Source organism: Gammaproteobacteria bacterium, assembly GCA_021647245.1.
Lineage (GTDB): Bacteria > Pseudomonadota > Gammaproteobacteria > RBG-16-57-12 > RBG-16-57-12 > JAFLJP01.
Genome location: JAKIVC010000015.1, coordinates 1 through 23,781 on the forward strand (window position 1 = coordinate 1; position 23,781 = coordinate 23,781).

A 23,781-nucleotide genomic window follows, 5' to 3' on the forward strand; every position below is an offset into this window, starting at 1 on the left:
CAGAGAGTCTGTTTAGAACACTGAAATACACACCCGCCTTTCCATCAAAGCCATTTGAAAGCCTGGCGTCTGCAAGAGCATGGGTCGATCATTTTGTCGGTTGGTACAATGAAAGCCATCGACACAGTGGAATCCAATTCATCACCCCAGCCCAACGTCACAACGGCGAAGAGCTAACGATATTGGCTAAGCGAAAAGCGATCTATGAAGCGGCCAAGCAACGAAACCCGGAACGCTGGAGTCGAGAAACCCGAAATTGGGCCGCTGTCAGTGAAGTGTGGTTGAATCCAGAAAATTAGGGTAAAAAAGGGCCTGGAATTAGAGGAAAATCAGCAGAGCGCTGGACAACTACCTTGACAAACATCGAAGAGAGGCGACAGAATGTCGCCTTTTTTATTTCAATCAAACGCCCCGAGCTGCTGTTTATCTTTTAGGGTAATCCAGTGTTTTTTATTCATGTAGTAGCCCGGTGCAATCGACTCATAGTGTGATACCCGGCTTTTACCATCGGCGGGTAAGCATTTTAGTGTGACCCGTGAGACAGACTTCTCTTCGCAAACCAGCGCAAACAGTTTACCCATGACTTTATAAACCCACGCTTCTGAGCCAAAAGGGTAGCTGGCTTGTGCCCCTTTCAGCCCTGAAAGGAGTGAGTTAAGCGCCTCTATTTTCATCGTCAAACCTCAGCCAGTGGCGCAAACAGTGCTTTTAGATCATCGCTACTGAGCTTCACCTGATCTGCCGCCTCACCTTTTTTGTAGACACCTTCGATCAACGCCTGCTTCTTTGCCTGCATGGTAATAATTTTCTCTTCTAAAGTGTTTTCGGTAATCAGCTTATAGACAAACACTGCTTTATTTTGGCCAATTCGATGAGCACGATCCGTTGCCTGATTTTCGGCGGCGGGGTTCCACCAGGGGTCGTAATGAATAACGGTGTCTGCTTCGGTGAGGTTTAAACCCACCCCACCCGCTTTCAGGCTAATCAAAAAAATAGCTGCCTGGCCACTTTTGAAGCGCTCGATGGCATCATCTCGCTTACGTGTTTGACCGGTCAGTTTGCTATAACTGATATGATGTTTGATCAGCTGCTGCTCGATGATACCCAACATCTGGGTGAATGATGAAAACAGCAAAATACGCCGCCCCTCTTCGACCATCTCCGGCAACATCGTCATCAAGAAGTCCAACTTGGCGGACGAGGTAACTGTCTTGGCCTGCTTCAGCTTGAGCAGCTGCGGATCACAACAGCATTGCCGTAGTTTTAGCAGCGCATCCAGTATGGTGATGTGGCTACGCGCCAACCCTTTACTGGCAATCGCTTCGCGTACTTTTTTCTCCATTGAGATACGGATGCTCTCGTAGAGCGCCGCCTGTTTACCACCTAGGGAGACGGTTTGAATAATCTCAGTTTTTTCTGGCAGCTCACTGGCCACCTCACTTTTGGCGCGGCGTAACATGAAGGGGGCTACGCGCTTACTGAGCCGTTGCTGCTGTTGGTAATTTTGATTTTTCTCGATGGGCACGCGAAACAGTTGATTAAATTGCCGTGAGTCGCCAAGTAAACCGGGGGAGAGAAAGTCAAACAGTGCCCATAGTTCACCCAAGTGATTCTCCATGGGTGTGCCGGTTAAACAGAGGCGGTGATTACACTCAATTTTACGCACCACCTGTGCTGCTTTCGCTTTGGGGTTTTTAATCACCTGCGCCTCATCTAGCACCAGATAGTGGTAGCGATGCTTTAGCAACACTTTTTCATCACGCACCAGTAGCGGGTAGGTGCTCAGCACCAGGTCATATTGTTCGATGTCATCGAAGTGTTGGTGACGCTCAGCACCCTGTAAAATAATAACCTTTAATGCGGGTGCGAAGCGGGCGGCTTCTCGCTGCCAGTTGCTCATCAGGCTAGTGGGTGCAACGATTAGACAAGGGCTGGTCATGCGCCCCTGCTCTTTCTCTAACAAGAGATGTGCGAGGGTTTGAACGGTTTTTCCCAAACCCATATCATCGGCCAAAATACCGCCAAACTGGTACTCACGTAGAAATTGCAACCAGTTGAACCCCTGTTGTTGATACTCTCGTAGCTCGGCCTGCAACCCTTCTGGCGTATTCACGGGCTGAATACCGTCAAAATCATTTAGCTTTTTCCCCAGCTCACGCAGCGCCTCGCCACCCTGCCACTGAGACTCATCACCACTCAGTTGCGCCAGCTCATCCACTCGCCCGGCATCAAAGCGAGACATGCGCAGCGAGCCATCGCTGCTAAGGCTTTCGCTGTCGTAAAGTTCGTAGAGAATATCCAGAATTGGTTGTATTTTCTCTCTGGATATCATCAGGTATTCACTGTTTTCTAGCGGAATAGTGAGTGTTTCGGGCAATTCTTGCAGGTCATAGTGGGTTAATGCGCTGGTAATCAGTGGTAACAGCGGGCGCTTTTCTCCATTGATTTCAATATCAAAACGCAGATCAAACCAGTCATTGCCATCCTCAATTTCCGCATGCCACTCATCTGAGTGGTGAAAAGTTAACTGAAAGCTCTCATCCTGCTCAATCAACCAGCCGTCATCGGCCAGCTGTGGCACCGCCTGCGCCATAAAGTCCTGCCAGCGCGAAACCGCCTCCAGAAGATTTTCCGCCATACTGAGAAAGAAAACCCCCACGCCACTCTCATGATGAAAAGCCTCAAAGCCGAACGCCTTCAAGCGCTCAATAGCGGCCCACTCACGGCTCTGGTCACGCCACACCCGCACCAGTGCTTTGTCGCTAGAGAGCACGTCAATCTCATTAAAGGGGTGCGCTGGCAGGGCATAATCGGCGTAGAGAAAGTCCAGATTAATACGATGAATGTCTCGTCCTGACCCAGCTTCAGCCGTAAAGCGAATACGCGGCTGCGGCGGCTGTTTGATCTCGATGGTTTCGACTTGCTCAGGGGGTGGTACGCTATCGGGCATCGTAACGACCAGCTTTTGACTGAAGCGACTCAGGTAGGCGGCGGGCACATTGGGCGGGGAGAGCAATTTTTTCATCTGTTTCACGGTGTAGTCAGCACCACTGAGCAGACCCACCACCCCCTCTCTCCGATCAAGATAGAGTGCGGGGGTGGTAATTAACGGCTCGCCACCACCCTCCACGCCGCATTTGAGTCGAGCATCGCCGGCATGGTCGCGCAACCATTCGAGGTTAAGTGTACGCGCATCACTCACCTGAAGCTGGGGCCCATCTTTATCAATAAAGTGGCAGCGCGCTGACTCAACCATTTTAAGTATTGCTGCAAAACCCACCTCCCCTTCCAGTATCAACGGCGCTGACCAGCCTTTTTTAGGGCACGCGTCCAGCAGGCGAACAATATCCTCATCCACCTCTTGCAGGTAATCCGGAGAGTAGTATTCGTTAGAGATTTGCCCCAGATTGATAGTGCGCCCCTTTCCCAACCCGCCTCGTTTCAGATGGCGTGTTACCAGGAGTTCCACAGTCAGTTGCCCGGGTTGATTGGTTGGCGTTAGCAGGTAGAGTACAAACTCGGCATCACGCCGGTTTTTGCTATCACCCACATCACCCACAAACTCATCCAGCCAGGCCATGCAAGCCGCATCCGATGCTTTTTTGCATTGTGCCGGGGCAAAGTCAGCCTGATATTGCAGGCAGGCCGCTACCACATGTTTGCAGTCAATCATCACCGGGCAGCTGCAACTTCCGGAGATAATCACCTCGCCAGCAACCCATCTAAGATCAACTGATTGATAGTAGCTATTTCGGCCACTCCCCAGGGTAATGGCCTCCAGCTCCACTCTTCTGTCATCTTCATCGAGCACGGTAATGGAGGCTACCTGCCCCGCATTAAAGTAGCCTCTACCCCGTTTGAAATAACTGTTAGAAAAGTTTCTCTGAATATCGCCCAGCTTTAGTTGTTTTGTCATCGTTTTCAATCTCAAACAGAGAAGTTAAATTGATTTAGTTTTAGTGTACCGCATCATTCACAGCAACGGCACCACAACACACATGGGAGAGCATTTTTCAGTAATTTTGATAGCGATTAAGGTCAAACAACCCGGATAAAATAGGCTTGTTGCGCGCATACTCATCTTGAAACCAGTCGGCCTGCCGCCAAAAATCGGGATGGGTGCGCCTGACTCCATACTTATCTACAAACCTTTCAAAATCGTCGCGGTTACGAATTGCCGCACAGTGCTTGGCAAACTGTTCGACCTCAGACAACGCGACAGAGAAAAAGAAATTCGGATAAGCCCCCTCCAGCCAATTAACGACCGTCAATGAGTCCTGAGCAATATCTGCTCGATCCCGCTCATGCTCATCCGCCAGAAAAGAGGTCACATTTTTGTAGGCCTTGTTGCGAATCAGAGTGTAGGCAAAATCATCTTCTGGTCTCTCTGTTTTGATCTGTACAAAGGCGACATCCGGGAAAGCGTGTAGATTTTCACCCTGTAGCTGTGCAACTCGCTCCATGGCCTTGTCCGCCCGTTTTTTGGCCACCGGAAAGGTACGCTCGCGGCACACCGGGCGACCACAATAGTTCATTGCATCCGCCTGTTGAGTCACCCCTACAAGCCTTTTTTTAATCTGCTGATAAAACTCTTTTTGCGGATTATCGGTTTGGTAACCAACCACCGACTCGGCACTCAACCACGCTTGAGGGGCCGAAAAGAGTTCATCGATAGTGCTGCGCTGGCCAACATACCAGCTATCACGAATCGCCTTGCGCCGGTCGGCCGGGAGGAAGGCAAGGAAAGAGTCCTCCCCCTCCATGCGTAAAAAATCCATATAGATGCGTGCACTGACACGATGTCCAAGGCTGCCGTAAACATCAAACCCCGCCACCAGAAGATAGTGAATACGCTCCATCAACGGATAATCCAGGATCCAGGTTGTTTCAGGCTCCTCGCCCACCAGACCATAGGAGACCGAGCCACTATCGAAATGCCTGAACACCGTCAGCGCCGCATTCGGGTTCTTCTCATCACCATCCCAGATATAGCTCATCGCATCCGCTAAATCATGGCTACCCATGTTTTTAAACCACGCCTCTTTCTGCTCCATATAGCGTCGCTGGCCTTTCCAATAGTCGGTCCAGATACGCAGCAGTTCCAAATTACTGTCATCCGCAGGCAGCTGAAGTTGGTCCGCCATCTCACCAATAAACTGTGCGCTATTGGTCACCAGCGGCTGGTCTGGGTCAAAAAATAGTACCCAGAACCGGTCTTCAATCACATCCAGCGCAATCTGCCCTCGACACACCGGCCCTTTGATAAAGCCTTCAATGAAAAAATAGGCATCATCCAACAGAAATCGATAGCGCGATTCGATGGGAAGTGCGGCAAATGTTTTGAATGGATTTGATGCTATTTTCTCTTCGTAAGAGGGGAGTTGAGTCACTTCATAGTCAGGTTCTAAAAACAGCGCACGGTAGCGCTGCAACCGCTGACTGGAGAGGGTGTAGACCGTGTGACTTTTGGTTACGATAGCGGGGTGGTAGCGCAATAGGCGATAATAAAAAGGGCGGTCACCAGGGTCATTGTAGGGCTTTAGCGTCGCGATCTCATCCACCGCCTCACCCGGCGGCGTGGTGGAGCGCACCAAACGATAGAACACTCTGTCAGGCGACTCGGCAAAGTGAATATGAGCATGAAACAGATGTTCATACAGATAGCGACTCACCAGCTGCTGTTTGTAGGAGGTGTGGTTAAAGAAACGCTCCCACGCCCCTCTTTGCGCCACCACTCCCGCAGAGGGAGTGGGTGGCGGCGAAGATGATGCGCCCTGCGCCAGCCAGGAGACCAGCGTCTGGTGCTCACTGTCTGATAAGTTTGGCATCGCATACGGCATCCCCCATTGCGGTTTTTGCTGTGCAAACGCCTCAATATCCTCGAGGGTCGGGCAACTCTCTTCACGATCAATCCCCAGGGTAAAGCTTTCCGACAACTGGCCTTGGGTTGGCTGTGGGTTCTGCTGCTTTAAACGCAACAGATGGTACATCACCGAGTTTTTTAAATTATTTTCTGCTGTCGGTTGTGCCTCATTCAGAATGGGAGAGAACCCTCGCGCTCGCCACGCCTGCGTTGTTTTCTCATCAATAAACAGTCGTGTCGGTTGCATGGTGCCAAGCCGTTTGGCTTCATAGATACGCTCATCACTGGCCCCCCGGTAGAGTCCTTCGATTGAGGAGAGCTTTAGTTGACATGGTGCATCGTAACAGCCGTGACACACCACACAGCGCCGCTCCAAAATAGGCTTAACCTGTTGTTCAAACTGAACCGGAACACCTTGTAGCGCAGTAGATACCGCCTGTTTAATATCATTCGCCATTGCGTGACGTGGCGGCTGCACACTATAGATGAAGAGAACTAGCAACAGGAGTATCCAGGCGGCGAGCAATAACGCCTTTCGACTCAACCGTTGATTAAGAAGGCTCTGAATAATGCGCTGACTCCTCAGGTTTACCGGCAATAGGAAATGACCACTCACGAATCTCCACTAAATCTTGCCCATATTGCATAATATGGGCTTTGTGATCCAGCAGTTTATCGCGCATTTTCTGTTTCAGATAGACCCCTTGTGAGCCCAGTGAAGAGAGGCGGTCAACCACATCCATCACTAGGTGAAAACGATCCATCTCATTTAATACCACCATATCAAAGGGTGTGGTGGTGGTGCCCTCCTCTTTGTAGCCACGCACATGCAGATGGTGGTGACAGGTACGGCGATAGGTGAGCCGGTGAATCAGCCAAGGGTAGCCGTGATAGGCAAATATTATGGGTGTATTGGCGGGAAACAGTGCATCAAAATCCCTGTCTGCCAAGCCGTGGGGGTGTTCACTTTGCGGTTGCAGCGTCATCAGGTCGACCACATTGACCACCCGCACTTTCAGCTCGGGGAGGTGCTGGTGCAACAGCTCCACTGCCGCTAACACCTCGAGGGTTGGCACATCTCCGGCGCAAGCCATAATCACGTCTGGCTCGCCACAGTGATCATTGCTAGCCCAATCCCATATCCCAATACCGGTACTGCAATGCTTGATGGCTGCATCCATATCAAGCCACTGCAGTTGTGGCTGCTTTCCCGCGACAATAACATTGATGAGATTTTTTGAGCGCAGGCAGGTATCCGTGACACAGAGCAGAGTGTTGGCATCCGGCGGCAGGTAGACTCGAATAATATCGGCCTTTTTATTCACTACGTGGTCGATAAAGCCGGGGTCCTGATGGGAAAATCCGTTGTGATCCTGCCGCCAGACGTGGGAGGTCAACAGGTAGTTGAGCGAGGCGATGGGGCGGCGCCACGGAATTTCGTTACGGGTCACCTTGAGCCATTTGGCGTGCTGGTTAAACATTGAATCAATAATGTGAATAAAGGCTTCATAGCAAGAGAAAAAGCCGTGTCGACCGGTGAGTAGATAACCCTCCAGCCACCCCTGACAGGTGTGCTCACTGAGAATCTCCATAACACGCCCATCCACTGCCAGATGATCATCCTCCGGCAACATCTCCGCCTGCCAGGCACGATTGCTCACCTCAAACAGCGCACCCAATCGATTGGAGGCGGTTTCATCGGGGCCAAAAACACGGAAGTTTTTTGCCTCCATATTGAGCTTCATCACATCCCGCAGCAGGCCACCGATGGCCCGTGTCGCCTCCCCCGTACTCTGCCCGGGAGCATTAACCGGCAGTGCATAATTTTTAAAATCGGGCATCAGCAGATCCTTAAGCAGCTGACCACCGTTAGCGTGAGGGATCGCGCCCATACGGTGGTCACCCTCAGGTGCCAGCATTGCAATCTCTTTGAATAGTGCGCCACTATCATCAAACAGCGTCTCTGGCTGATAACTCTTCATCCACTGTTCAAGTCGTTTAAGATGCGCCGGTTCACCCGCCAGATTACCCAACGGCACTTGGTGGGAACGCCAGTACCCCTCTGCTTTTTGACCATCCACCTCTTTTGGCCCAGTCCACCCTTTGGGTGAACGTAAAATAATCATCGGCCAGCGGGGGCGGGTTTTATCTCCATTAATACGGGCTTTTTTCTGGATGATTTTTATCTCGGTGATTGCCCTGTCCAGCGTAGCCGCCATCTGTTGATGCATCAGATGGGGGTCATCCCCCTCAACAAAGTAGGGTTGGTAACCATAACCGATAAACAGTTTTTCCAACTCATCGTGGCTAATGCGCGCCAAGATAGTCGGATTGGCAATTTTATAACCGTTGAGGTGCAGTATCGGCAGCACCGCACCATCGCCCGCTGGATTCAAAAACTTGTTGGAGTGCCAGGCAGTTGCCAGCGGGCCAGTCTCCGCCTCACCATCACCCACCACACAGGCTGCAATGAGGTCAGGATTGTCGAATACCGCACCAAAAGCATGGGAGAGCACATAACCCAGCTCGCCCCCCTCATGAATCGACCCTGGCGTTTCAGGCGCCACATGGCTGGGAATACCGCCGGGAAACGAAAACTGCTTGAACAGCCGCTTCATCCCTGCCGCATCCTGACTAATATTGGGATAAAATTCGCTATAGGTACCTTCAAGGTAAGTGTTCGCCACCAAGCCTGGACCACCATGCCCCGGCCCAGCAAGGTAGATAACATTCAGGGCATCACGTTTAATAAGTCGATTCAGGTGAACATAGATAAAATTCAACCCCGGCGTAGTTCCCCAATGGCCAAGCAGTCGTGGCTTAACATGCTCGAGTCTCAACGGCTCTTTGAGAAGCGGGTTATCTAGCAGGTAGATCTGCCCCACCGAGAGGTAGTTGGCGGCACGCCAGTAAGCATCAATCAGCTGTAGATCTTTCTCTGTAAGCGGTTTATCTACGGATAACTTCTTTCTCACTTCCACCTCCCCCACGCACACAGCAACAGGTTATTAATTCAACAAGAAGACGACTCTATTGTAGTGCTATTTTAAATAAATTGGGGAGCATGATTTATCACGGCCTTTCATCTAAACGTCATATTCCAGTGCTTCAATGTGTACGTTCATAAATTAAATTCACAGGAGAGAGACCGTGACAGATACCGAAAATCAAGAGTGGTGGATGTGGCAGATGTACCGTGCAACGGCTGAGTTTATGCAAAACCCCAACAGCGACCGTGAAGAGCGTTTAAAGTATGTTGTGGACGCCTACCGCGAACGCTGCCAACAGCACTCCGCTCAGCCCTGTTTGAGGTCCACGTAAAAGGTGGTGCCTTCGCCTTCAACCGTATCGTAGCTAATTTCACCGCCCATCTTTTCTACCAACGCCTTGGTGATCGTCATGCCGAGTCCGGTACCGCCCTTTTCACGCACATCAGAGCTATCGTATTGGGTAAACTTGTCAAATAGCTTACCCTGAAAGTCCAACGCAATCCCACACCCCTGGTCTGCAACGCTGATACGCACGTGTTCATCACCATGACGCTGCACTGAGAGTTCAACCACCGCCCCTTTTGGTGAGAACTTGGCTGCATTCGATAGCAGGTTGCTGATCACCTGATTTAATCGCCTCGCATCAGCACTCACTTTCAACCCTAAATCAATCACCTTAAGCTGGAAAGTGACACCATATTGCGCTGCATAGACCTGGTTGTTTTCCAGCGTAGTGGCAAGCAGCTCATCAACCCCATGTGAGGCCATATTAACCGGCACCTCACCCGCTTCAATTTTCTGAATATCGAGAATGTCATTAATCAGCAGCAGCAACCGCTCGGTATTGTTGCTGGCCAGCTGCAACATCTTTAACGCCTTCTCAGGCAGCTCTCCGGTGACCCCACCCAACACCAAGCCAAGGGAGCCGCGTATCGAAGTGAGAGGGGTGCGCAGTTCGTGGCTGACCGTTGAAACAAAGGCATCCTTTAGCCTCTCATGACGATTTTGCTCTGTAATATCCCGCACCACAATCGTATACAGGCGCTCCCCTCCCGTCTCCATAGCGGAGACAGAAACCTCTGCCGGGAAGTTTTCGCCATTGCAGCGCAGCGCATTCACTTTAAAGTGAGCGCCCACCACGTGATCTGTTGTTTGGTCACTCCCTTGCCGCCAATGATCACTCTGAAAATCAGGAATCAGGGTAGCAATATTATGTGTAATCACCTGCTCAGAAAAGTAGCCAAATATCTTTTCAGCCGCATAGTTGAAGGAGTGAATTCTGCCCTTATCTTCAAAAACAATCAGCGCGTCCGCCATGGTATCGACAACAGTGCGCAGCCGCTTTTCGCTATCAAACAGATTCAATTCGGACTGTTTGCGCTTTGTAATATCTTGAAAAACACACAACAGCCCCACCACCACACCTTGACTGCTCAGCAGGGGTATTTTACTGCTCTCAATCCAGCGGGTTTCACCCTTGCTATTTTGCACCTGCTCTTGGAGCCCGATATTAGCCACACCGCTTTGTATCACCGCTCGATCATCGGCCCGGCACGCGTCAACATCGTCGCGCCAGGCAATCTCGCGATCACTTTTTCCAATCACCTCAGAGGGCGTAGTCCCCAAATCCTGAGAAAATAGAACATTACACCCCAAGTAGTAACCATCAAGGTCTTTCCAGAACACCCGTACCGGGATAGTATCCAGCACTCGTTTCATCAGATATTCTGATTTAGCCAACTGCACAAAAGCTCTGTTGTTGATACGATAAAACCAGCCAATCCCCAGCAGCATGGCTAAGATCGCTAACACAATCATCATAACTGAGCGGTTACGTTGCTTGATTTGCCCCACCACCCGCTGCTGTATCGAGACCTCAAGCACATCCAGGTTATGTTGCTGTAGCTGTGATAACTGATTAATCAGTCTCTCCGCTTCATAGAAGCCCGCTAGCACCTGACTCACTCGCAGATTATAAATATCCAGTTGCGACACTGTTTTCATATACGCCTGTACCTGAGCACTCAGTTCATTAAGTAGCGTGTCACCCTTTTCATCTGGAATATCATCATTTTTAAGGTAGTGGTTACTGGCCAACAGCTGCTGCATTTCGGCGTTCAGATGAGCCAGCTGGTAGCCGAGCATCAGCCTCATCTCAACAAGGTCACTATTATCTGACAGTGCCCGGATCGGCATACTTTGCAACTGTGCAACATACTCCAGCAGCATCGGAATACTCTCCACCACCTTGGTCACACGATAGTAAGCGTTTAATTCCGGGTCTCGCGTTAAATGAGAGTAACTGGCCACTTCACGAATAAAAGAGAGCAACCGTTCAATCTCAAGCGTATATTCTGCAAAGTGTTGTGCGCCTGATAGATGAGATTTTTGTTCGAGTGAGATAACCCGCTGTTTGACTCGGTTAAGAAAGTCCAGACGCGGTAATTGACCTGAATGATGGTCGGCAGATAAATCGTCAATCAGCAAGAGCACCTGAGTGTAGACATAACCGTGGCGCACCTCAATATCAGCTGGAGAGCCTTCATGTAAGTGTTTAAATTGGCCCAGTGCCCGCAGCTCTTGCAAAAAAAACTGCAATTGAGAGAGATCCTTCAGAGTATGCAAACCCACCAGCTCATGCTCTAGAGTACCCACTTGGCTGTTTGATTTTTGTAGCAGGGTGTTCAGTGCGACCAGCATAAAAAGTGCCGGCACCAATACCGCAATAATGTAAGTCGAGATCCCCACCTGACGTTTATGGGCCATGTTTTTCCTTGCTGCCAACGGTTAATCCACAAACATCCTGATCGGACACTCTTATTTATATCTTATCTACAGCAATAGACTTTACCCGAATCATTCATAAATTATGCACAATCTCACTAGCCTATTGGCTCCACAGGGAGATGCCCGCCATCGCTCATAGTCACTGATACCGATATTTTGGCTCGTTTCCCTGTAAAACCAATGCCCTACGTGATCTTTGTGCAAACTTATGAAGCATCCAGATTGAGTTGTTACCGAAATATAAATATTACGCTATCGATGCAGACATATCGCAGCGGTTTTCGTAAAATAGCACCCACTCCTAACCAATCAGGCAATAAAATCATGAAGGTACTCATCATCGGCAGTGGCGGACGTGAACATGCGCTAGCATGGAAAGCTGCCCAATCCCCACAAGTAGAGACGGTATTTGTTGCCCCGGGCAATGCGGGCACACAACGAGAACCCAAGCTGGAGAATGCTGCCATCCGCGTTGACGATATTCCTGCCCTGCTGATGTTTGCCAAAAACAACCATATTGGCCTCACCATCGTAGGCCCGGAAGTGCCGCTGGTTATGGGTATGGTTAACGCGTTTCAGGAGGCCGGTTTACGCTGCTTTGGCCCAACAAAAGATGCCGCACAACTTGAAGGATCCAAAGCCTTCACCAAAGGCTTTCTTGCTCGTCACCAGATTCCAACGGGCGACTACCAGAGCTTTACTGACCCGAAAAAAGCCCTGGCTTATGTGCAAGCGCAAGGGGCACCCATTGTCATTAAGGCCGACGGTCTTGCAGCGGGTAAAGGGGTCATCGTTGCCATGACACTGCAAGAGGCCGAAGCGGCGGTCACTGATATGCTGGCAGGCAATGCATTTGGTGAGGCGGGCCATCGTGTGGTCATCGAGGAGTTTCTGGAAGGCGAAGAGGCCAGCTTTATCTGCATGGTAGATGGAAAAAACATTCTACCCATGGCCACAAGCCAGGATCATAAACGCGTAGGCGAAGGCGATACAGGCCCCAATACCGGTGGTATGGGAGCCTACTCTCCGGCACCGGTGGTGACCCCCGAGATACATGATCGCATCATGAAAGAGGTGATTGAACCCACCGTGGCGGGCATGGCGGCAGAGGGTAACCCCTACAGCGGCTTCCTCTATGCTGGCTTGATGATCGATGCGCAAGGCACCCCAAATGTAATCGAATACAACTGTCGCTTTGGCGACCCTGAAACCCAACCGATCATGATGCGTTTGAAGTCAGACATTGTTGAGCTTTGTGAGCTTGCACTGGATGGCAAACTCGATCAAGCCACTGCGGAGTGGGACAGCCGGGTAGCACTGGGTGTGGTCTTGGCGGCAGGTGGCTATCCGGGAAGTTATGCCAAAGGCGCTGTTATCAACGGCTTGAAGCTACCAGCAGAGAACCCGAATGCTAAAATGTTTCATGCGGGCACCGCCGAAGAAGGGGGAGAAATCGTCACTGCCGGGGGGCGTGTACTGTGCGCCGTGGGTCTGGGCGAAACCGTTTCAGAGGCACAAGCCAAAGCGTATCAGTTGGCTAAAACAGTGAGCTGGGAAGGGAGTTTTTACCGTAGCGACATTGGTTATCGCGCCATCGCCCGTGAACAGAAGTGAGCTACCTTGAAAGAGAGCGGTTACAACAGGCTGCTCGCATTATCCACCAAGGCGGGGTAATCGCCTACCCTACCGAGGCGGTTTATGGCCTCGGTTGTGACCCGCAAAACGGCGAGGCCGTTGCCAAAATTCTCCGCATGAAGCGCCGTTCGGCCGCAAAAGGGGTTATTTTAATCGCCTCATCCATCGAGCAGCTCGCACCCTATGTGCTATTTGCCGATCTTGATGAAGAGGCGCTGCTTAATATTAACAACAGCTGGCCTGGGCCAAGCACCTGGTTAATCCGCGCCAAACCAAAAACCCCCAAATGGCTGCGTGGTCAGCATCAAACCCTGGCAGTACGCGTCACCAACCACCCCATTGCCAAAGGGCTTTGTGAGGCAGTGCAAGGTGCTATTGTCTCCACCAGCGCCAACCTCAGCAACCGGCCTCCCGCCACCACAGCCAAGGAGTGCCGCTTCATCTTTCGCCAGCAGCTTGATCATATTGTAAAAGGATCAGTAGAACCAAACGCCAAGCCTTCAACCATTCGGGATGCGGCCAGCGGCACTCTCATCCGCGCTTAAAGAGGCCTCTGAGAGGCGTGATTTAACGGGACGAGTCGCCGCTAACATTAGCCCGCTGACCCTCTTCAAGTTGCAGCAGCGTATCAACCACTTCAGGTGCAAAACGACACCCGGAGAATCGCTGCAACTCCAACAGGGCCTGCTCTTTAGTTAATGCCGAGCGGTAGGGGCGGTCGGCTAGCATGGCACTATAGGCATCGGTTACCGCCAATATTTTCGCCTCCATCATGATATCATCGCCGCTCAAACCACGTGGGTAACCACTGCCATCCACCGACTCATGATGTTGAGCAACAATATTTTTCAGGTCGACTAAATCCTTGCGATCGGATGAGATCATCATGTCGATAATCTCTTCGCCAATGGTGGTGTGCTGCCTGATCGTCTGCCACTCGGCCTCGTTCAGCTTGCCTTTCTTTTGCAGCAGCTCTCTTGGCAGATGAATGGTGCCGATATCATGCAGCATCGCGGCTTGTTCAAAAACCTGCAAGCGAGCCGCATCCAAACCCAATTGGCGACCAATTTCCACCCCTAATGAACGTATCTCTTGCGAATGACCCAGGTCATCAAGGGGCGCGTAGCCACGATTTTTCTCCATCATCCGCGTCAGGTTGCCCAATGATTGCAGTAACTGATCGACTTCATTACTCCCATCCAGTAGAGAATCTGATGCAGAGACACGATTACCACCACTCTCTCGAGAAAAACACATACGGCGCTCAGCAACACCCATCAAACCCTTGGCATCAACACCCCCTTCAGGATGGCTGGCAACACCGACACTAAGAGACAGCTGGAGAAGTTTGTTTTTATCGGGGCAGCAGTGGGAAAAACGCTCTCGCAACCGCTCAGCAACTTCAACCGCACCCTCTTTGGTGGTTTCTGGCAAGATCATCGCAAACTCATCGCTGCCGTAGCGATAGAGCGTATCTTCGTCACGAAAAGTCTCCTGAAAAACTGAAGTGGCGATCTGCAATACCTTGTCACCATAACCGTGGCCATAAAGGTCATTAACCTGTTTAAAGCCGTCAATATCAATGACAACCACAGAGAAGAGTGTGCGGTACCGGCTAGCACGGCCCACCTCCTGGCTAAGCCGCTCATCAAAATAGCGTCGATTAAAGAGTCCTGTTAACGGATCAGTGATGCTCTGCTGATAAAATCTTCGCTGATTGTTGGCGCGCTCAGAGATATCTTCCAGCATAAAGAAAGCCAGACAACGGCCCGCGTCATTTATCTCGTTATAGCTCACTTCAACCGGTATTTTCCGCTGCCCGGCAGCCAGCAGGGTACTTTCAAAAGTAGACGCCGCCACACTCGCTCCATCGGAAGATAGCAAGGGCAAGTCTCCCTCCACCAGGGTTAAAATGGAACAACCCAGCAACTGCTGGCTTGAGAGTCCGAGCATAACGGCTGCGGTGTGGTTAACATATTGGATATGATGAGATGCATTGGTGATCACTACACCTTTGGGGAAGGTGTTAAAAAGTGAAAAAAATGCAGCGGATGATACCAGAGGCAATGGCTCTGGCATGTGACTTTTTGAATCCATAATACTCTAAAATCCTCGTGACAGCCCAAGTTCAAGAGCAAATATAATCATCCTGAAAACAAGCTCTGCTCAGACCGATTTTACGCTGCAAAAGAGAGCATGGGCTTCGTGCACTGCTCTCTGTGCCGGTAATCTATGGTATTAATTAACAAGACTCAAGCTAACTCTATATCAATTCGAATAACATATTAACTTTGAAAGCATCCAAAAACACACCATCACACTGCAAATTTATCTATTTTTCAACTAAATACCCTTAAAATAAAGACAAAATAAAGCATCAAACAAAAAAACATGCACCCGCAAATTCATTCTAGAACAATGGCAAGGCATGCCTAACCGCCATGCGGTTGGCATAATCACCATTAATCGAATTTTTTCACGCCATTCGCACTACCCAGCAACAACACATCGGCGGGACGTTTGGCAAACAGACCATTGGTGACCACTCCAGGCAACATATTCAACTGCTCTTCTAACTCAACCGGGTTCATGATCTTCAACCCATGAACATCCAGAATAATGTTGCCGTTATCGGTCACACACCCTTCACGATAAACTGGCTGACCACCCAGCTTTACCAGCTCACGAGCAATATAACTGCGCGCCATCGGAATCACTTCCACCGGCAGCGGGAACGCACCCAGCATCGGCACCAACTTGCTGTCATCACAAATACAGACAAACTTTTTGGCCACCGCAGCGACTATTTTTTCACGGGTCAACGCACCGCCGCCGCCTTTAACCAGGTGCAGATATTCAGTGGTCTCATCCGCGCCATCCACATACACAGAGATCTCATCAACCATATTCAGGTCTTCAACCAAAATACCGTGGCCACGCAGCCGCTCTGCGCTTGCCTCGGAGCTGGCAACCGTCGCATCAATTTTGTGCTTCATCTCTGCCAGATAGTCAATAAAGTAGTTCGCGGTGCTACCGGTACCAATACCAATGACGCTACCGACTTCAACATACTCCAGCGCGGCCTTGGCAACCGCTTTTTTTAATTCATCCTGAGTCACTTTTATCTCCCCCTGCTTATCGTTTCGGGTTATCGGGCAAAACCCCGACTAAACATGTCATTATATTCAATGTAGCACCATTTAGACACTGACTTTTTATCTACGAACTGATAATTTAGCGCCATGCCCAACAAATATATCCGAAAAATACTACAAGCCCGTGTCTATGATGTTGCCATTGAGACACCACTGCAGCCCGCTACCCGTCTGAGCAGCCGACTCAATAACCAGATTCTTTTGAAGCGGGAAGATCTACAACCGACCTTCTCTTTCAAGCTGCGCGGTGCCTACAACAAAATAGCCTCACTCAGCGAAGAGGAGCGTCAGCGTGGTGTTATTTGCGCCTCCGCAGGCAACCATGCTCAGGGTGTTGCACTGTCGGCACAAAAAATCGGCATTAATGCCACCATCGTAATGCCTAAAACCACCCCAGAGATTAAAGTCGCCTCAGTACGCAGCTACGGTGGCAAGGTTGTATTGCACGGCGATACCTACGACGAAGCCTCTACCCGCGCCTACCAATTAGCAGAGCAACAGCAACTCACCTTTATTCACCCCTTTGATGACCCCGATGTCATCGCGGGTCAAGGCACCATCGCCATGGAGATTTTGCGGCAATGCGAATCACCCATTGACGCTATTTTTATCCCCGTCGGCGGAGGTGGGCTCGCCGCTGGCATCGGCTGTTATATTAAATACCTCTACCCTGAAACCCGGGTCATCGGTGTAGAGCCTGAAGATGCCCCCTGCATGTATCAGGCACTGGCCGAAAACAAGCGCATTGTACTCGACCAGGTGGGTATTTTTGCTGATGGGGTCGCCGTCAAACAGGTCGGCAAGGAGAGCTTTCGCCTGGCTCGCGAAGTGATTGATGAGGTTATTTTGGTCTCCACCGATGAGATCTGTGCCGCGATTAAAGATATCTTTGATGATACCCGCGCCATCACCGAACCCGCAGGAGCATTAGCAGTGGCCGGTATTAAAAAATATGTCGGAAGAGAGGCGTGTCGAGAGGAAACCCTGGTCGCCATCAATAGCGGTGCCAATCTCAACTTTGATCGTTTGCGCCATGTCTCCGAGCGTGCTGAACTGGGAGAGAAGCGTGAGATGCTGCTAACAGTCACCATTCCGGAACAGCCCGGCAGCTTTAAGCTGTTTTGTGAAACCATTGGCCCACGCGGCATCACTGAATTCAACTACCGCTATGCAGATAAATCAGAAGCACATATTTTTGTCGGGGTGCGCCTGCAAGGCGAAAGCGGCGAAAAGGAGCAGCTGCTGGACGACTTGGTTAAACAGGGCTATCCGGTTGTCGACCTGAGCAATAACGAAATGGCCAAACTGCACATTCGCCACATGGTCGGCGGCCGAGCCAATGCCCGCAACGAGGTGCTCTATCGTTTCGAGTTCCCGGAGCATCCGGGCGCGCTGCTAAGCTTTTTGACCAACCTAGGAACACGTTGGAACATCAGCATGTTCCATTATCGCAACCATGGCGCAGCGTATGGGCGGGTATTGATTGGGGCACAGGTTCCTGACGATGAACAGTCGCAATTCCATGCCTTTTTACATGAGCTTGGCTACCGTTACTGGAGCGAAACAGAGAACCCCGCCTACCGGCTTTTTTTGAGGTAAAAGCGACACCACCCTCGCCACCAGCGGCGAGGGACCTTTAAACCTCTTCGCTCTCACTACGCAACAACGCGCCAACATCCGCATACCGCACCATCGCCTCATCAAACTCGGCCAGCACCGCCTCAGCCATCGCCTCAAAACTCTCGTCAGGCCCTGAAAAATCAGTATAAAAACTATTCGCCAACTCGCGCTCAGCATAAAAGGCCAGCACCATCATACAGCTACCCACCACCTCATCAAGATCACTATCCAACCCCTCCCAGCACGACTCAAGCCAGCCATGCCCAATCAAAAAACCACTACACCAGAGGCTAAAGGGTGAAGCATCCGAAAAGTCACTCTCCAGCACACCTGCTGGCTGGCAATGATCAGGCAGTGTCACCTTACACTCTTCAACCTGCTGATCCTGATAGTTATAAAGGGTCATCACCACATCCAGCACCGCATCTGCCTCATCGTCACTCTGGAAACCGGGATCCTGCTCGTTAAAAATAACCGGCAACCAATCTTCCGCACTGATTTCGGTGGGTGCACAACTGACCGCAAATAAAAAGCCCTGTAGCTGAGGTAGGCACAGCGTCTGCTTCGGACGCTTGCTCTGTGTCAAAAAATCCGACAACCGCGCCAGCATTTCATGGTGAGGGGCTTTAATTCTGGGACTCGATTTTTTACTCGCCACGCTCGGCTCCTTCGGTTTGATTACGCATGAAATCTGCGGTGTTATACAGTGATGAAATCAGCTGTTCTCGCAACAGAGAATCATCAACAACGTGTTCTTCTAACGCCCGTCTCATGCACAACATCCACGCATCGCGGGCAGACTCATCAATCAAAAACGGCAAGTGCCGTCCCCGCAACCGTGGATGACCATAGGCTTCTACAAACAGAGGAGGGCCGCCCAGCCAGCCACTAAGAAACATAAACAGCTTCTGTTCTGAGCCTGCCAGTGAGTCGGGATGCAGGGCACGAATAGTCTGCGCTTCAGTCAAAGAGTCCATCAACTGGTAAAAACGCGCCACCAGCTTACGCACACCCGTTTCACCCCCTAGGCGCTCATAAGGCGTCTTTTGTTGGTCAAATTCAGACATTACTCTCATCTATTTAATAAATTTGTCGTCATTATACGCTAGCGTAGTCAACGACTGAGTATAAAATATCACCACACTACCCAAACAAGGAGAATAATCATGAGTGATACTGCCAATTTTGAAGCGCTCGGCCACACCGCCATCGGTGAAGAGCTCAGCATCAACGAGTGCAAAGTCCTCGCCAGCATAATGAAGGTTCGCCACTTGAAAGAGGGTGAACGTCTGGTCACTGAAAGTGGCGCGGAGAAGACGCTTTTTGTATTACTTAAAGGCGAACTTGCGGTCATCGCTCAGCGGGATAACAGGCCGCAAGTGGTCTACACTATGAAACCAGGAGAGGTCGCCGGTACACGCGCCTTTGTGGATCGCTCACCCCGCAAAGCAACCTTGGAAGCGGTCGGCAGTGCCGAGGTCTACACACTGGACCCCCACGACTTTGAATCGCTGCTCGATAGCCAACCACGCATCCTCTACAAAGTGATGCGCTCACTGTTCAAACTCACCCACAGCAACCTGTTACGCATGAACCAGGAGAGCGAGCAACTCTCAAACTATATCAGCCGCTCTCACGGCCGTTATTAGCGCACTGCACACTGTGGCTTTTGCCACAATAGGGATAAGGTTTAATCCGCAAGACAACTCTGCTAGAGTAGCCGCATGAATGATAATAAAAAATGCCCCAGAAACATGGTTCTCTCTATTTTTCAACGTATTGGCGGAGATGATGCAGTAGAATCACTGGTCACTATTTTTCTAAGCCGCGTCTTCAACGACCCCAACCTGCACACCTTTTTTTCCGATATCAGCATGGCTAAGCAGGCTGAAAAGCAGAAGTCATTTTTAACCATGGCCTTCCAAGGTTCGAGTGACGCTGGCGATGACGGTGAGCTATTACGAGAATCCCATGCCAGACTGCTTCCCCTGGGCATGAATGACACTCATTTTGACCTGGTCATCAAACACCTTAAAGAGAGCATGTACGAAGTGAATGTCGCCCCCGAATTGATCACTGAAGTGATTGATGTGTGTGAATCGATGCGAGCGTTCATTCTTGGCCGCGCCCCACACAAATAATTCCAAAAAAACAGCCTGATAATGGGTATAATTCACCGTAACGACCGCAGAGGTGAAATCCATGAACATCCAGCTGTTACTCGATAAAATCACCCACCAACCCTCTCAAGTTGGTTTCGATGAGGTCATCGAGACAATCACTCAGCACTATCTCTACACGCCCTGCCGCTTTAGTAATGGCGACCAACATAACGCCATTATCAACGACGCAGGCAGCAACCAGGGTTCATGTAAAATATTCGCCTTCGCCAAGCTCAACAACCTTACCGAACAACAGACCCTGCACTGCTTTGGTGACTACTATCGTCAAGAGGTACTCGAAAACCCTGAAGGGGATGACCACGCCAATATTCGGCACTTCATGCGTCACGGCTGGTCAGGCATTCAGTTTGACCAAATGCCATTAACTGAAAAACAGTGACTCAAACCATCGACGAGGCAAACTGCCCACTCTGCGGAAAGCTCAACCACTGCGCCCGGGCAACCAAGCAAAATACGGCCTGCTGCTGGTGCCACGACACCACCGTACCGTCCGAACTACTAGCGAACAACCCAGCGCTGACAAGCCAAAAAACATGCCTTTGCCAACACTGTATTGAGAGATTCAAAACAGCACAAACAACCCAATAAACGGACTCGCCATGCTCTATTCACTACTGCGCCCCCTCCTTTTTAAAATGGAGCCAGAGCGCGCCCATCACTTCACCCTTAAGGCGATACATCGTCTACACACACTTGGCTTAACTCGCCTGATTCGACCCCGCATTAACACCACGCCCACCACCGTCATGGGCATTGAATTCCCCAACCAAGTGGGACTGGCTGCGGGGCTGGATAAAAATGGCGAATACATCGATGCACTGGCGGCACTTGGTTTTGGCTTTATTGAGATAGGCACCATCACCCCGCGCCCACAAGCGGGAAACCCTCAGCCTCGCATGTTCCGCCTGCCGCAAGCACAAGCGATCATCAACCGCATGGGCTTCAATAATCACGGTGTCGAACAGCTGGTAGAGAATGTCAAAAAAGCACACTACAAAGGAATTTTGGGTATCAACATCGGAAAGAATGCAGATACTCCGATGGCACAAGCGACAGAGGATTACCTGATCTGCCTGCGTAAAGTCTACCCCTACGCCAGCTACATTACCGCCAACATCTCCTCACCCAACACCAAAAACCTGCGCCAACTGCAAGACTCTACTGAGCTTGGCGGGCTACTTTCAGCACTCAAAAAGGAGCAGAAAAAGCTGGCGGAGCAGCACGGCAAATACGTCCCTATGGTATTAAAAATAGCCCCCGACCTGAGCAGTGAGCAGGTCAAAGCCATCGCCGAGCTACTGCTGCACTATGCATTTGATGGTGTTATCGCCACCAACACCACCATCAATCGTGACACCGTTCAAGGGCTGGAACACGGTGGTGAGGCGGGTGGGTTAAGTGGCGCGCCCGTTCGGGAAGCCGCCACCGCCGTCATTATGCAGCTGGCGGAGCACCTGAAAGGAGAGATTCCGATTATCGGTGCGGGGGGCATTTTATCAGGCGCACACGCCCAGCAGAAAATAGCCGCAGGCGCCAGTTTAGTACAGCTTTACAGCGGCCTGATCTATCGAGGCCCCGCACTCATAAAAGAGAGTATAAAAGTACTCAACGCCTCGTAGACGGGTTGTTTTATCAGCGGCAGTGCTACTAATTTCCTAGCAACTGAATACGATCCACAAACATCAACTCATCAAAAGTACGCTGATGCTTGCGACTGAAAAAGTTTTTCATCACCACCCCATCACCATAGCGGATATAGCTTTGTAGCGGCACCGCAGCACGAGGAGCGGCCAGCCAATGGCTGCCGCCCTCTTTTTTATTCACTTCCAGATAAACATAATCATTACTGGGAATGCTCTGCAACACTTGCCCCTGATGGGCTAACTCTCCCGCTGACACCTGCAAGTGATCATGCGCCTGCCCGACCGAAGGGTGCCCTGCCGGAGGCTCCGCCTGAACCACCGCTGCCATACAAAATAAAGCAGCCAAAAAAAGGTATCTCTTCACGGTATAGCCTCCACCTTATAAAATCCACCAACCCTCTGACAGTCGTCGCGCCAAAAAATTTAAAAAAAACGGGATTGCAGTACCACTGCAATCCCGCTCTATCAAACAGCGAAATACGCTATTTAGCGTGCTGAGTGTCCTGATAACTTAACCTCGACCTTATCCTCTTCTGCAATGGAGCTGTAGTAAGCACGCAAGATTTTCAACACCTCTGGGCGCGAAAACTCGGCAGGAACGTCATCTCCTTCAGAGAGCAATTTACGCAACTTGGAGCCAGAGAGCAGCAGGCGATCTGACGCTTCATGTGGACACGTCTTCATAGACGCCATGCCACCACATTTGTAGCAGAAGAAGGTCCAATCGATCTTCAGTGGCTGCGTCTCCAGCGCCCCCTCAGGAATCTCATCAAAGATGTGATGCGCGTCAAATGGGCCATAGAAGTCACCCACACCGGCATGATCACGGCCCACAATCAGGTGAGAGCAGCCGTAGTTTTGACGAAACAACGCATGTAACAGCGCCTCACGAGGGCCTGCATAACGCATATCCAGCGGATAGCCGGACTGAACAACGGTATCTTTCACAAAGTGATTTTCAACCAGTGCATTGATTGCATCCACACGCACTTCAGATGGAATATCGCCGGGCTTCAATTTACCCAGTAGTGAGTGGATCATCACCCCGTCACAAATCTCAATGGCAATTTTAACCAGATATTCATGTGAGCGGTGCAGTGGGTTGCGAGTTTGAAAGGCGACCACTGACTTCCATCCCTTCTCTTTAAACAGTGCTCGCGTTTCAGCCGGTGTCATGTAGATTTCAGGGAAATCAGTGGGGAAACGCCCCTGTGACAACACCTTCACTGGACCTGCAAGATTAACATCACCCTGCGCCATCACCATCTTCACACCCGGATGTTCAAGGTCAGTGGTTTTAAACACCATCATGCACTCATGTGCTTTATCCACGGTATATTTTTCAGTTACCGTCATAGTTGCCATGATTTCACCGCTTTCAGCATCAACCAGCGCCACATCCTGGCCAAGGCTCAGGCCATCAGCAACCGAGGTATCGGTAGACAAGGTGATCGGGATCGGCCAAAAAAGACCATTTGCCATCTTCATACCATCACAAACACCCTGCCAATCGGCATGGGTCATAAAACCTTCCAACGGTGTAAAGCCGCCAATCCCCATCATGATGATATCACCCGACTCACGCGAGCTGATCATCACTTTTGGCAATGACTCGGCACGCGTTTTTTCTGCCGCCAGCGTATCACCTTCCAACAACAGTGTTTTCAGCTCATCCGAGCCGTGTGGATTAACCAGTGTAGACATTGCGATCCCTTTAAAGTTGATCAAAATTGAATAGTAGAGCTGTGCCATATTCTAGCGTTAAACAGCGGCCTTGAATATAGCAAGATGAACAACGAAAATAATTGTGAGGCAAGACAGCGGGGGAATATCCAAGAACCCGACACCGATGACAATGCACTCTCCGTTACAGACACTACCTTCTATATAGTGTATACAATAGGG

Annotated in this window: 20 protein-coding genes; 9 read left to right on the forward strand and 11 right to left on the reverse strand. The window is 50.6% G+C overall.

Annotation, left to right across the window (positions count from 1 at the left end; all coding sequences use genetic code 11):
• The coding region (locus L3J94_05685; GenBank protein MCF6218241.1) for an integrase core domain-containing protein at positions 1-299 on the forward strand (299 nt) is incomplete at its 5' end.
• Positions 300-398: 99 nt separating this feature from the next.
• Here L3J94_05685 and L3J94_05690 read toward each other — a convergent pair.
• The 4 genes from L3J94_05690 to L3J94_05705 form a co-directional block, all read right to left on the reverse strand.
• On the reverse strand, positions 399-674 hold the full coding sequence (locus L3J94_05690) for an MmcQ/YjbR family DNA-binding protein (GenBank protein ID MCF6218242.1): 276 nt from the start codon (positions 672-674) through the stop codon (positions 399-401).
• A gap of 2 nt (positions 675-676) precedes the next feature.
• Entirely contained in the window at positions 677-3,916 is a 3,240-nt protein-coding gene (locus tag L3J94_05695; protein MCF6218243.1) for a DEAD/DEAH box helicase, read from the reverse strand.
• Positions 3,917-4,013: 97 nt separating this feature from the next.
• The gene (locus L3J94_05700) at positions 4,014-6,479 is read right to left on the reverse strand and encodes a fatty acid cis/trans isomerase (protein MCF6218244.1); all 2,466 of its coding nucleotides are present in this window, start codon (positions 6,477-6,479) and stop codon (positions 4,014-4,016) included.
• Entirely contained in the window at positions 6,415-8,838 is a 2,424-nt protein-coding gene (locus L3J94_05705; GenBank protein ID MCF6218245.1) for a phosphoketolase family protein, read from the reverse strand. The genes L3J94_05700 and L3J94_05705 overlap by 65 nt, the downstream gene beginning before the upstream one ends.
• A 175-nt stretch (positions 8,839-9,013) precedes the next feature.
• Here L3J94_05705 and L3J94_05710 point away from each other — a divergent pair, with 175 nt between their 5' ends.
• On the forward strand, positions 9,014-9,184 hold the full coding sequence (locus L3J94_05710; protein ID MCF6218246.1) for a hypothetical protein: 171 nt from the start codon (positions 9,014-9,016) through the stop codon (positions 9,182-9,184).
• Here L3J94_05710 and L3J94_05715 read toward each other — a convergent pair.
• On the reverse strand, positions 9,160-11,619 hold the full coding sequence (locus tag L3J94_05715; protein MCF6218247.1) for a PAS domain S-box protein: 2,460 nt from the start codon (positions 11,617-11,619) through the stop codon (positions 9,160-9,162). The two genes, L3J94_05710 and L3J94_05715, sit on opposite strands and share 25 nt — an antisense overlap.
• Before the next feature lie 345 nt (positions 11,620-11,964).
• On the opposite strand from L3J94_05715, the gene purD reads away from it, so the two are divergent.
• Together purD and L3J94_05725 are read left to right on the forward strand one after the other, a co-directional pair.
• On the forward strand, positions 11,965-13,254 hold the full coding sequence (purD, locus tag L3J94_05720) for a phosphoribosylamine--glycine ligase (GenBank protein ID MCF6218248.1): 1,290 nt from the start codon (positions 11,965-11,967) through the stop codon (positions 13,252-13,254).
• Positions 13,251-13,820: a threonylcarbamoyl-AMP synthase gene (locus L3J94_05725; protein MCF6218249.1), complete on the forward strand. Its 570-nt coding sequence runs from the start codon at positions 13,251-13,253 to the stop codon at positions 13,818-13,820. Before purD ends, L3J94_05725 begins: the two co-directional genes overlap by 4 nt.
• Before the next feature lie 22 nt (positions 13,821-13,842).
• Here the strand turns inward: L3J94_05725 and L3J94_05730 are convergent, their stop codons facing one another.
• Complete coding sequence (locus L3J94_05730) at positions 13,843-15,372, reverse strand: diguanylate cyclase (protein MCF6218250.1); 1,530 nt, start codon at positions 15,370-15,372, stop codon at positions 13,843-13,845.
• A 365-nt stretch (positions 15,373-15,737) separates the two neighbouring features.
• The gene (gene rpiA, locus L3J94_05735) at positions 15,738-16,394 is read right to left on the reverse strand and encodes a ribose-5-phosphate isomerase RpiA (protein ID MCF6218251.1); all 657 of its coding nucleotides are present in this window, start codon (positions 16,392-16,394) and stop codon (positions 15,738-15,740) included.
• 123 nt (positions 16,395-16,517) lie between these two features.
• Here rpiA and ilvA point away from each other — a divergent pair, with 123 nt between their 5' ends.
• Complete coding sequence (ilvA, locus tag L3J94_05740; GenBank protein MCF6218252.1) at positions 16,518-18,029, forward strand: threonine ammonia-lyase, biosynthetic; 1,512 nt, start codon at positions 16,518-16,520, stop codon at positions 18,027-18,029.
• Positions 18,030-18,066: 37 nt separating this feature from the next.
• Here the strand turns inward: ilvA and L3J94_05745 are convergent, their stop codons facing one another.
• Both L3J94_05745 and L3J94_05750 read right to left on the reverse strand, forming a co-directional pair.
• The gene (locus tag L3J94_05745) at positions 18,067-18,708 is read right to left on the reverse strand and encodes a UPF0149 family protein (protein ID MCF6218253.1); all 642 of its coding nucleotides are present in this window, start codon (positions 18,706-18,708) and stop codon (positions 18,067-18,069) included.
• Positions 18,698-19,117 carry a group II truncated hemoglobin gene (locus L3J94_05750; GenBank protein MCF6218254.1) on the reverse strand — a complete coding sequence of 140 codons (420 nt, stop codon included), beginning with the start codon at positions 19,115-19,117 and terminating at the stop codon, positions 18,698-18,700. Before L3J94_05750 ends, L3J94_05745 begins: the two co-directional genes overlap by 11 nt.
• Before the next feature lie 99 nt (positions 19,118-19,216).
• Between L3J94_05750 and L3J94_05755 the strand changes: the two genes are divergently transcribed.
• From L3J94_05755 to L3J94_05770, 4 genes are all read left to right on the forward strand, one after another.
• Entirely contained in the window at positions 19,217-19,699 is a 483-nt protein-coding gene (locus L3J94_05755; protein MCF6218255.1) for a cyclic nucleotide-binding domain-containing protein, read from the forward strand.
• Between the two features lie 75 nt (positions 19,700-19,774).
• Positions 19,775-20,191, forward strand: a complete 417-nt coding sequence (locus tag L3J94_05760) for a group 1 truncated hemoglobin (GenBank protein ID MCF6218256.1) — start codon at positions 19,775-19,777, stop codon at positions 20,189-20,191.
• Positions 20,192-20,252: 61 nt separating this feature from the next.
• A complete protein-coding gene (locus L3J94_05765) occupies positions 20,253-20,612 on the forward strand; it encodes a HopJ type III effector protein (GenBank protein MCF6218257.1) in 360 nt (119 codons plus the stop codon).
• 220 nt (positions 20,613-20,832) lie between these two features.
• Positions 20,833-21,852, forward strand: coding sequence for a quinone-dependent dihydroorotate dehydrogenase (locus L3J94_05770; protein ID MCF6218258.1), 1,020 nt, complete (start codon positions 20,833-20,835; stop codon positions 21,850-21,852).
• 28 nt (positions 21,853-21,880) lie between these two features.
• On the opposite strand, the gene L3J94_05775 is transcribed toward L3J94_05770, so the two are convergent.
• Together L3J94_05775 and sat are read right to left on the reverse strand one after the other, a co-directional pair.
• Positions 21,881-22,240: a hypothetical protein gene (locus tag L3J94_05775; protein ID MCF6218259.1), complete on the reverse strand. Its 360-nt coding sequence runs from the start codon at positions 22,238-22,240 to the stop codon at positions 21,881-21,883.
• Between the two features lie 122 nt (positions 22,241-22,362).
• On the reverse strand, positions 22,363-23,580 hold the full coding sequence (sat, locus tag L3J94_05780) for a sulfate adenylyltransferase (protein ID MCF6218260.1): 1,218 nt from the start codon (positions 23,578-23,580) through the stop codon (positions 22,363-22,365).
• Between the last annotated feature and the right edge of the window lie 201 nt (positions 23,581-23,781).

Coding starts and splice junctions, on each gene's coding strand:
- L3J94_05690 (MCF6218242.1), bottom strand. CDS start 674: ATGAAAATAGAGGCGCTTAACTCACTCCTTTCAGGGCTGAAAGGGGCA.
- L3J94_05695 (MCF6218243.1), bottom strand. CDS start 3,916: ATGACAAAACAACTAAAGCTGGGCGATATTCAGAGAAACTTTTCTAAC.
- L3J94_05715 (MCF6218247.1), bottom strand. CDS start 11,619: ATGGCCCATAAACGTCAGGTGGGGATCTCGACTTACATTATTGCGGTA.
- purD (MCF6218248.1), top strand. CDS start 11,965: ATGAAGGTACTCATCATCGGCAGTGGCGGACGTGAACATGCGCTAGCA.
- L3J94_05730 (MCF6218250.1), bottom strand. CDS start 15,372: ATGGATTCAAAAAGTCACATGCCAGAGCCATTGCCTCTGGTATCATCC.
- ilvA (MCF6218252.1), top strand. CDS start 16,518: ATGCCCAACAAATATATCCGAAAAATACTACAAGCCCGTGTCTATGAT.
- L3J94_05750 (MCF6218254.1), bottom strand. CDS start 19,117: ATGTCTGAATTTGACCAACAAAAGACGCCTTATGAGCGCCTAGGGGGT.
- L3J94_05755 (MCF6218255.1), top strand. CDS start 19,217: ATGAGTGATACTGCCAATTTTGAAGCGCTCGGCCACACCGCCATCGGT.
- L3J94_05760 (MCF6218256.1), top strand. CDS start 19,775: ATGAATGATAATAAAAAATGCCCCAGAAACATGGTTCTCTCTATTTTT.
- L3J94_05765 (MCF6218257.1), top strand. CDS start 20,253: ATGAACATCCAGCTGTTACTCGATAAAATCACCCACCAACCCTCTCAA.
- L3J94_05770 (MCF6218258.1), top strand. CDS start 20,833: ATGCTCTATTCACTACTGCGCCCCCTCCTTTTTAAAATGGAGCCAGAG.
- sat (MCF6218260.1), bottom strand. CDS start 23,580: ATGTCTACACTGGTTAATCCACACGGCTCGGATGAGCTGAAAACACTG.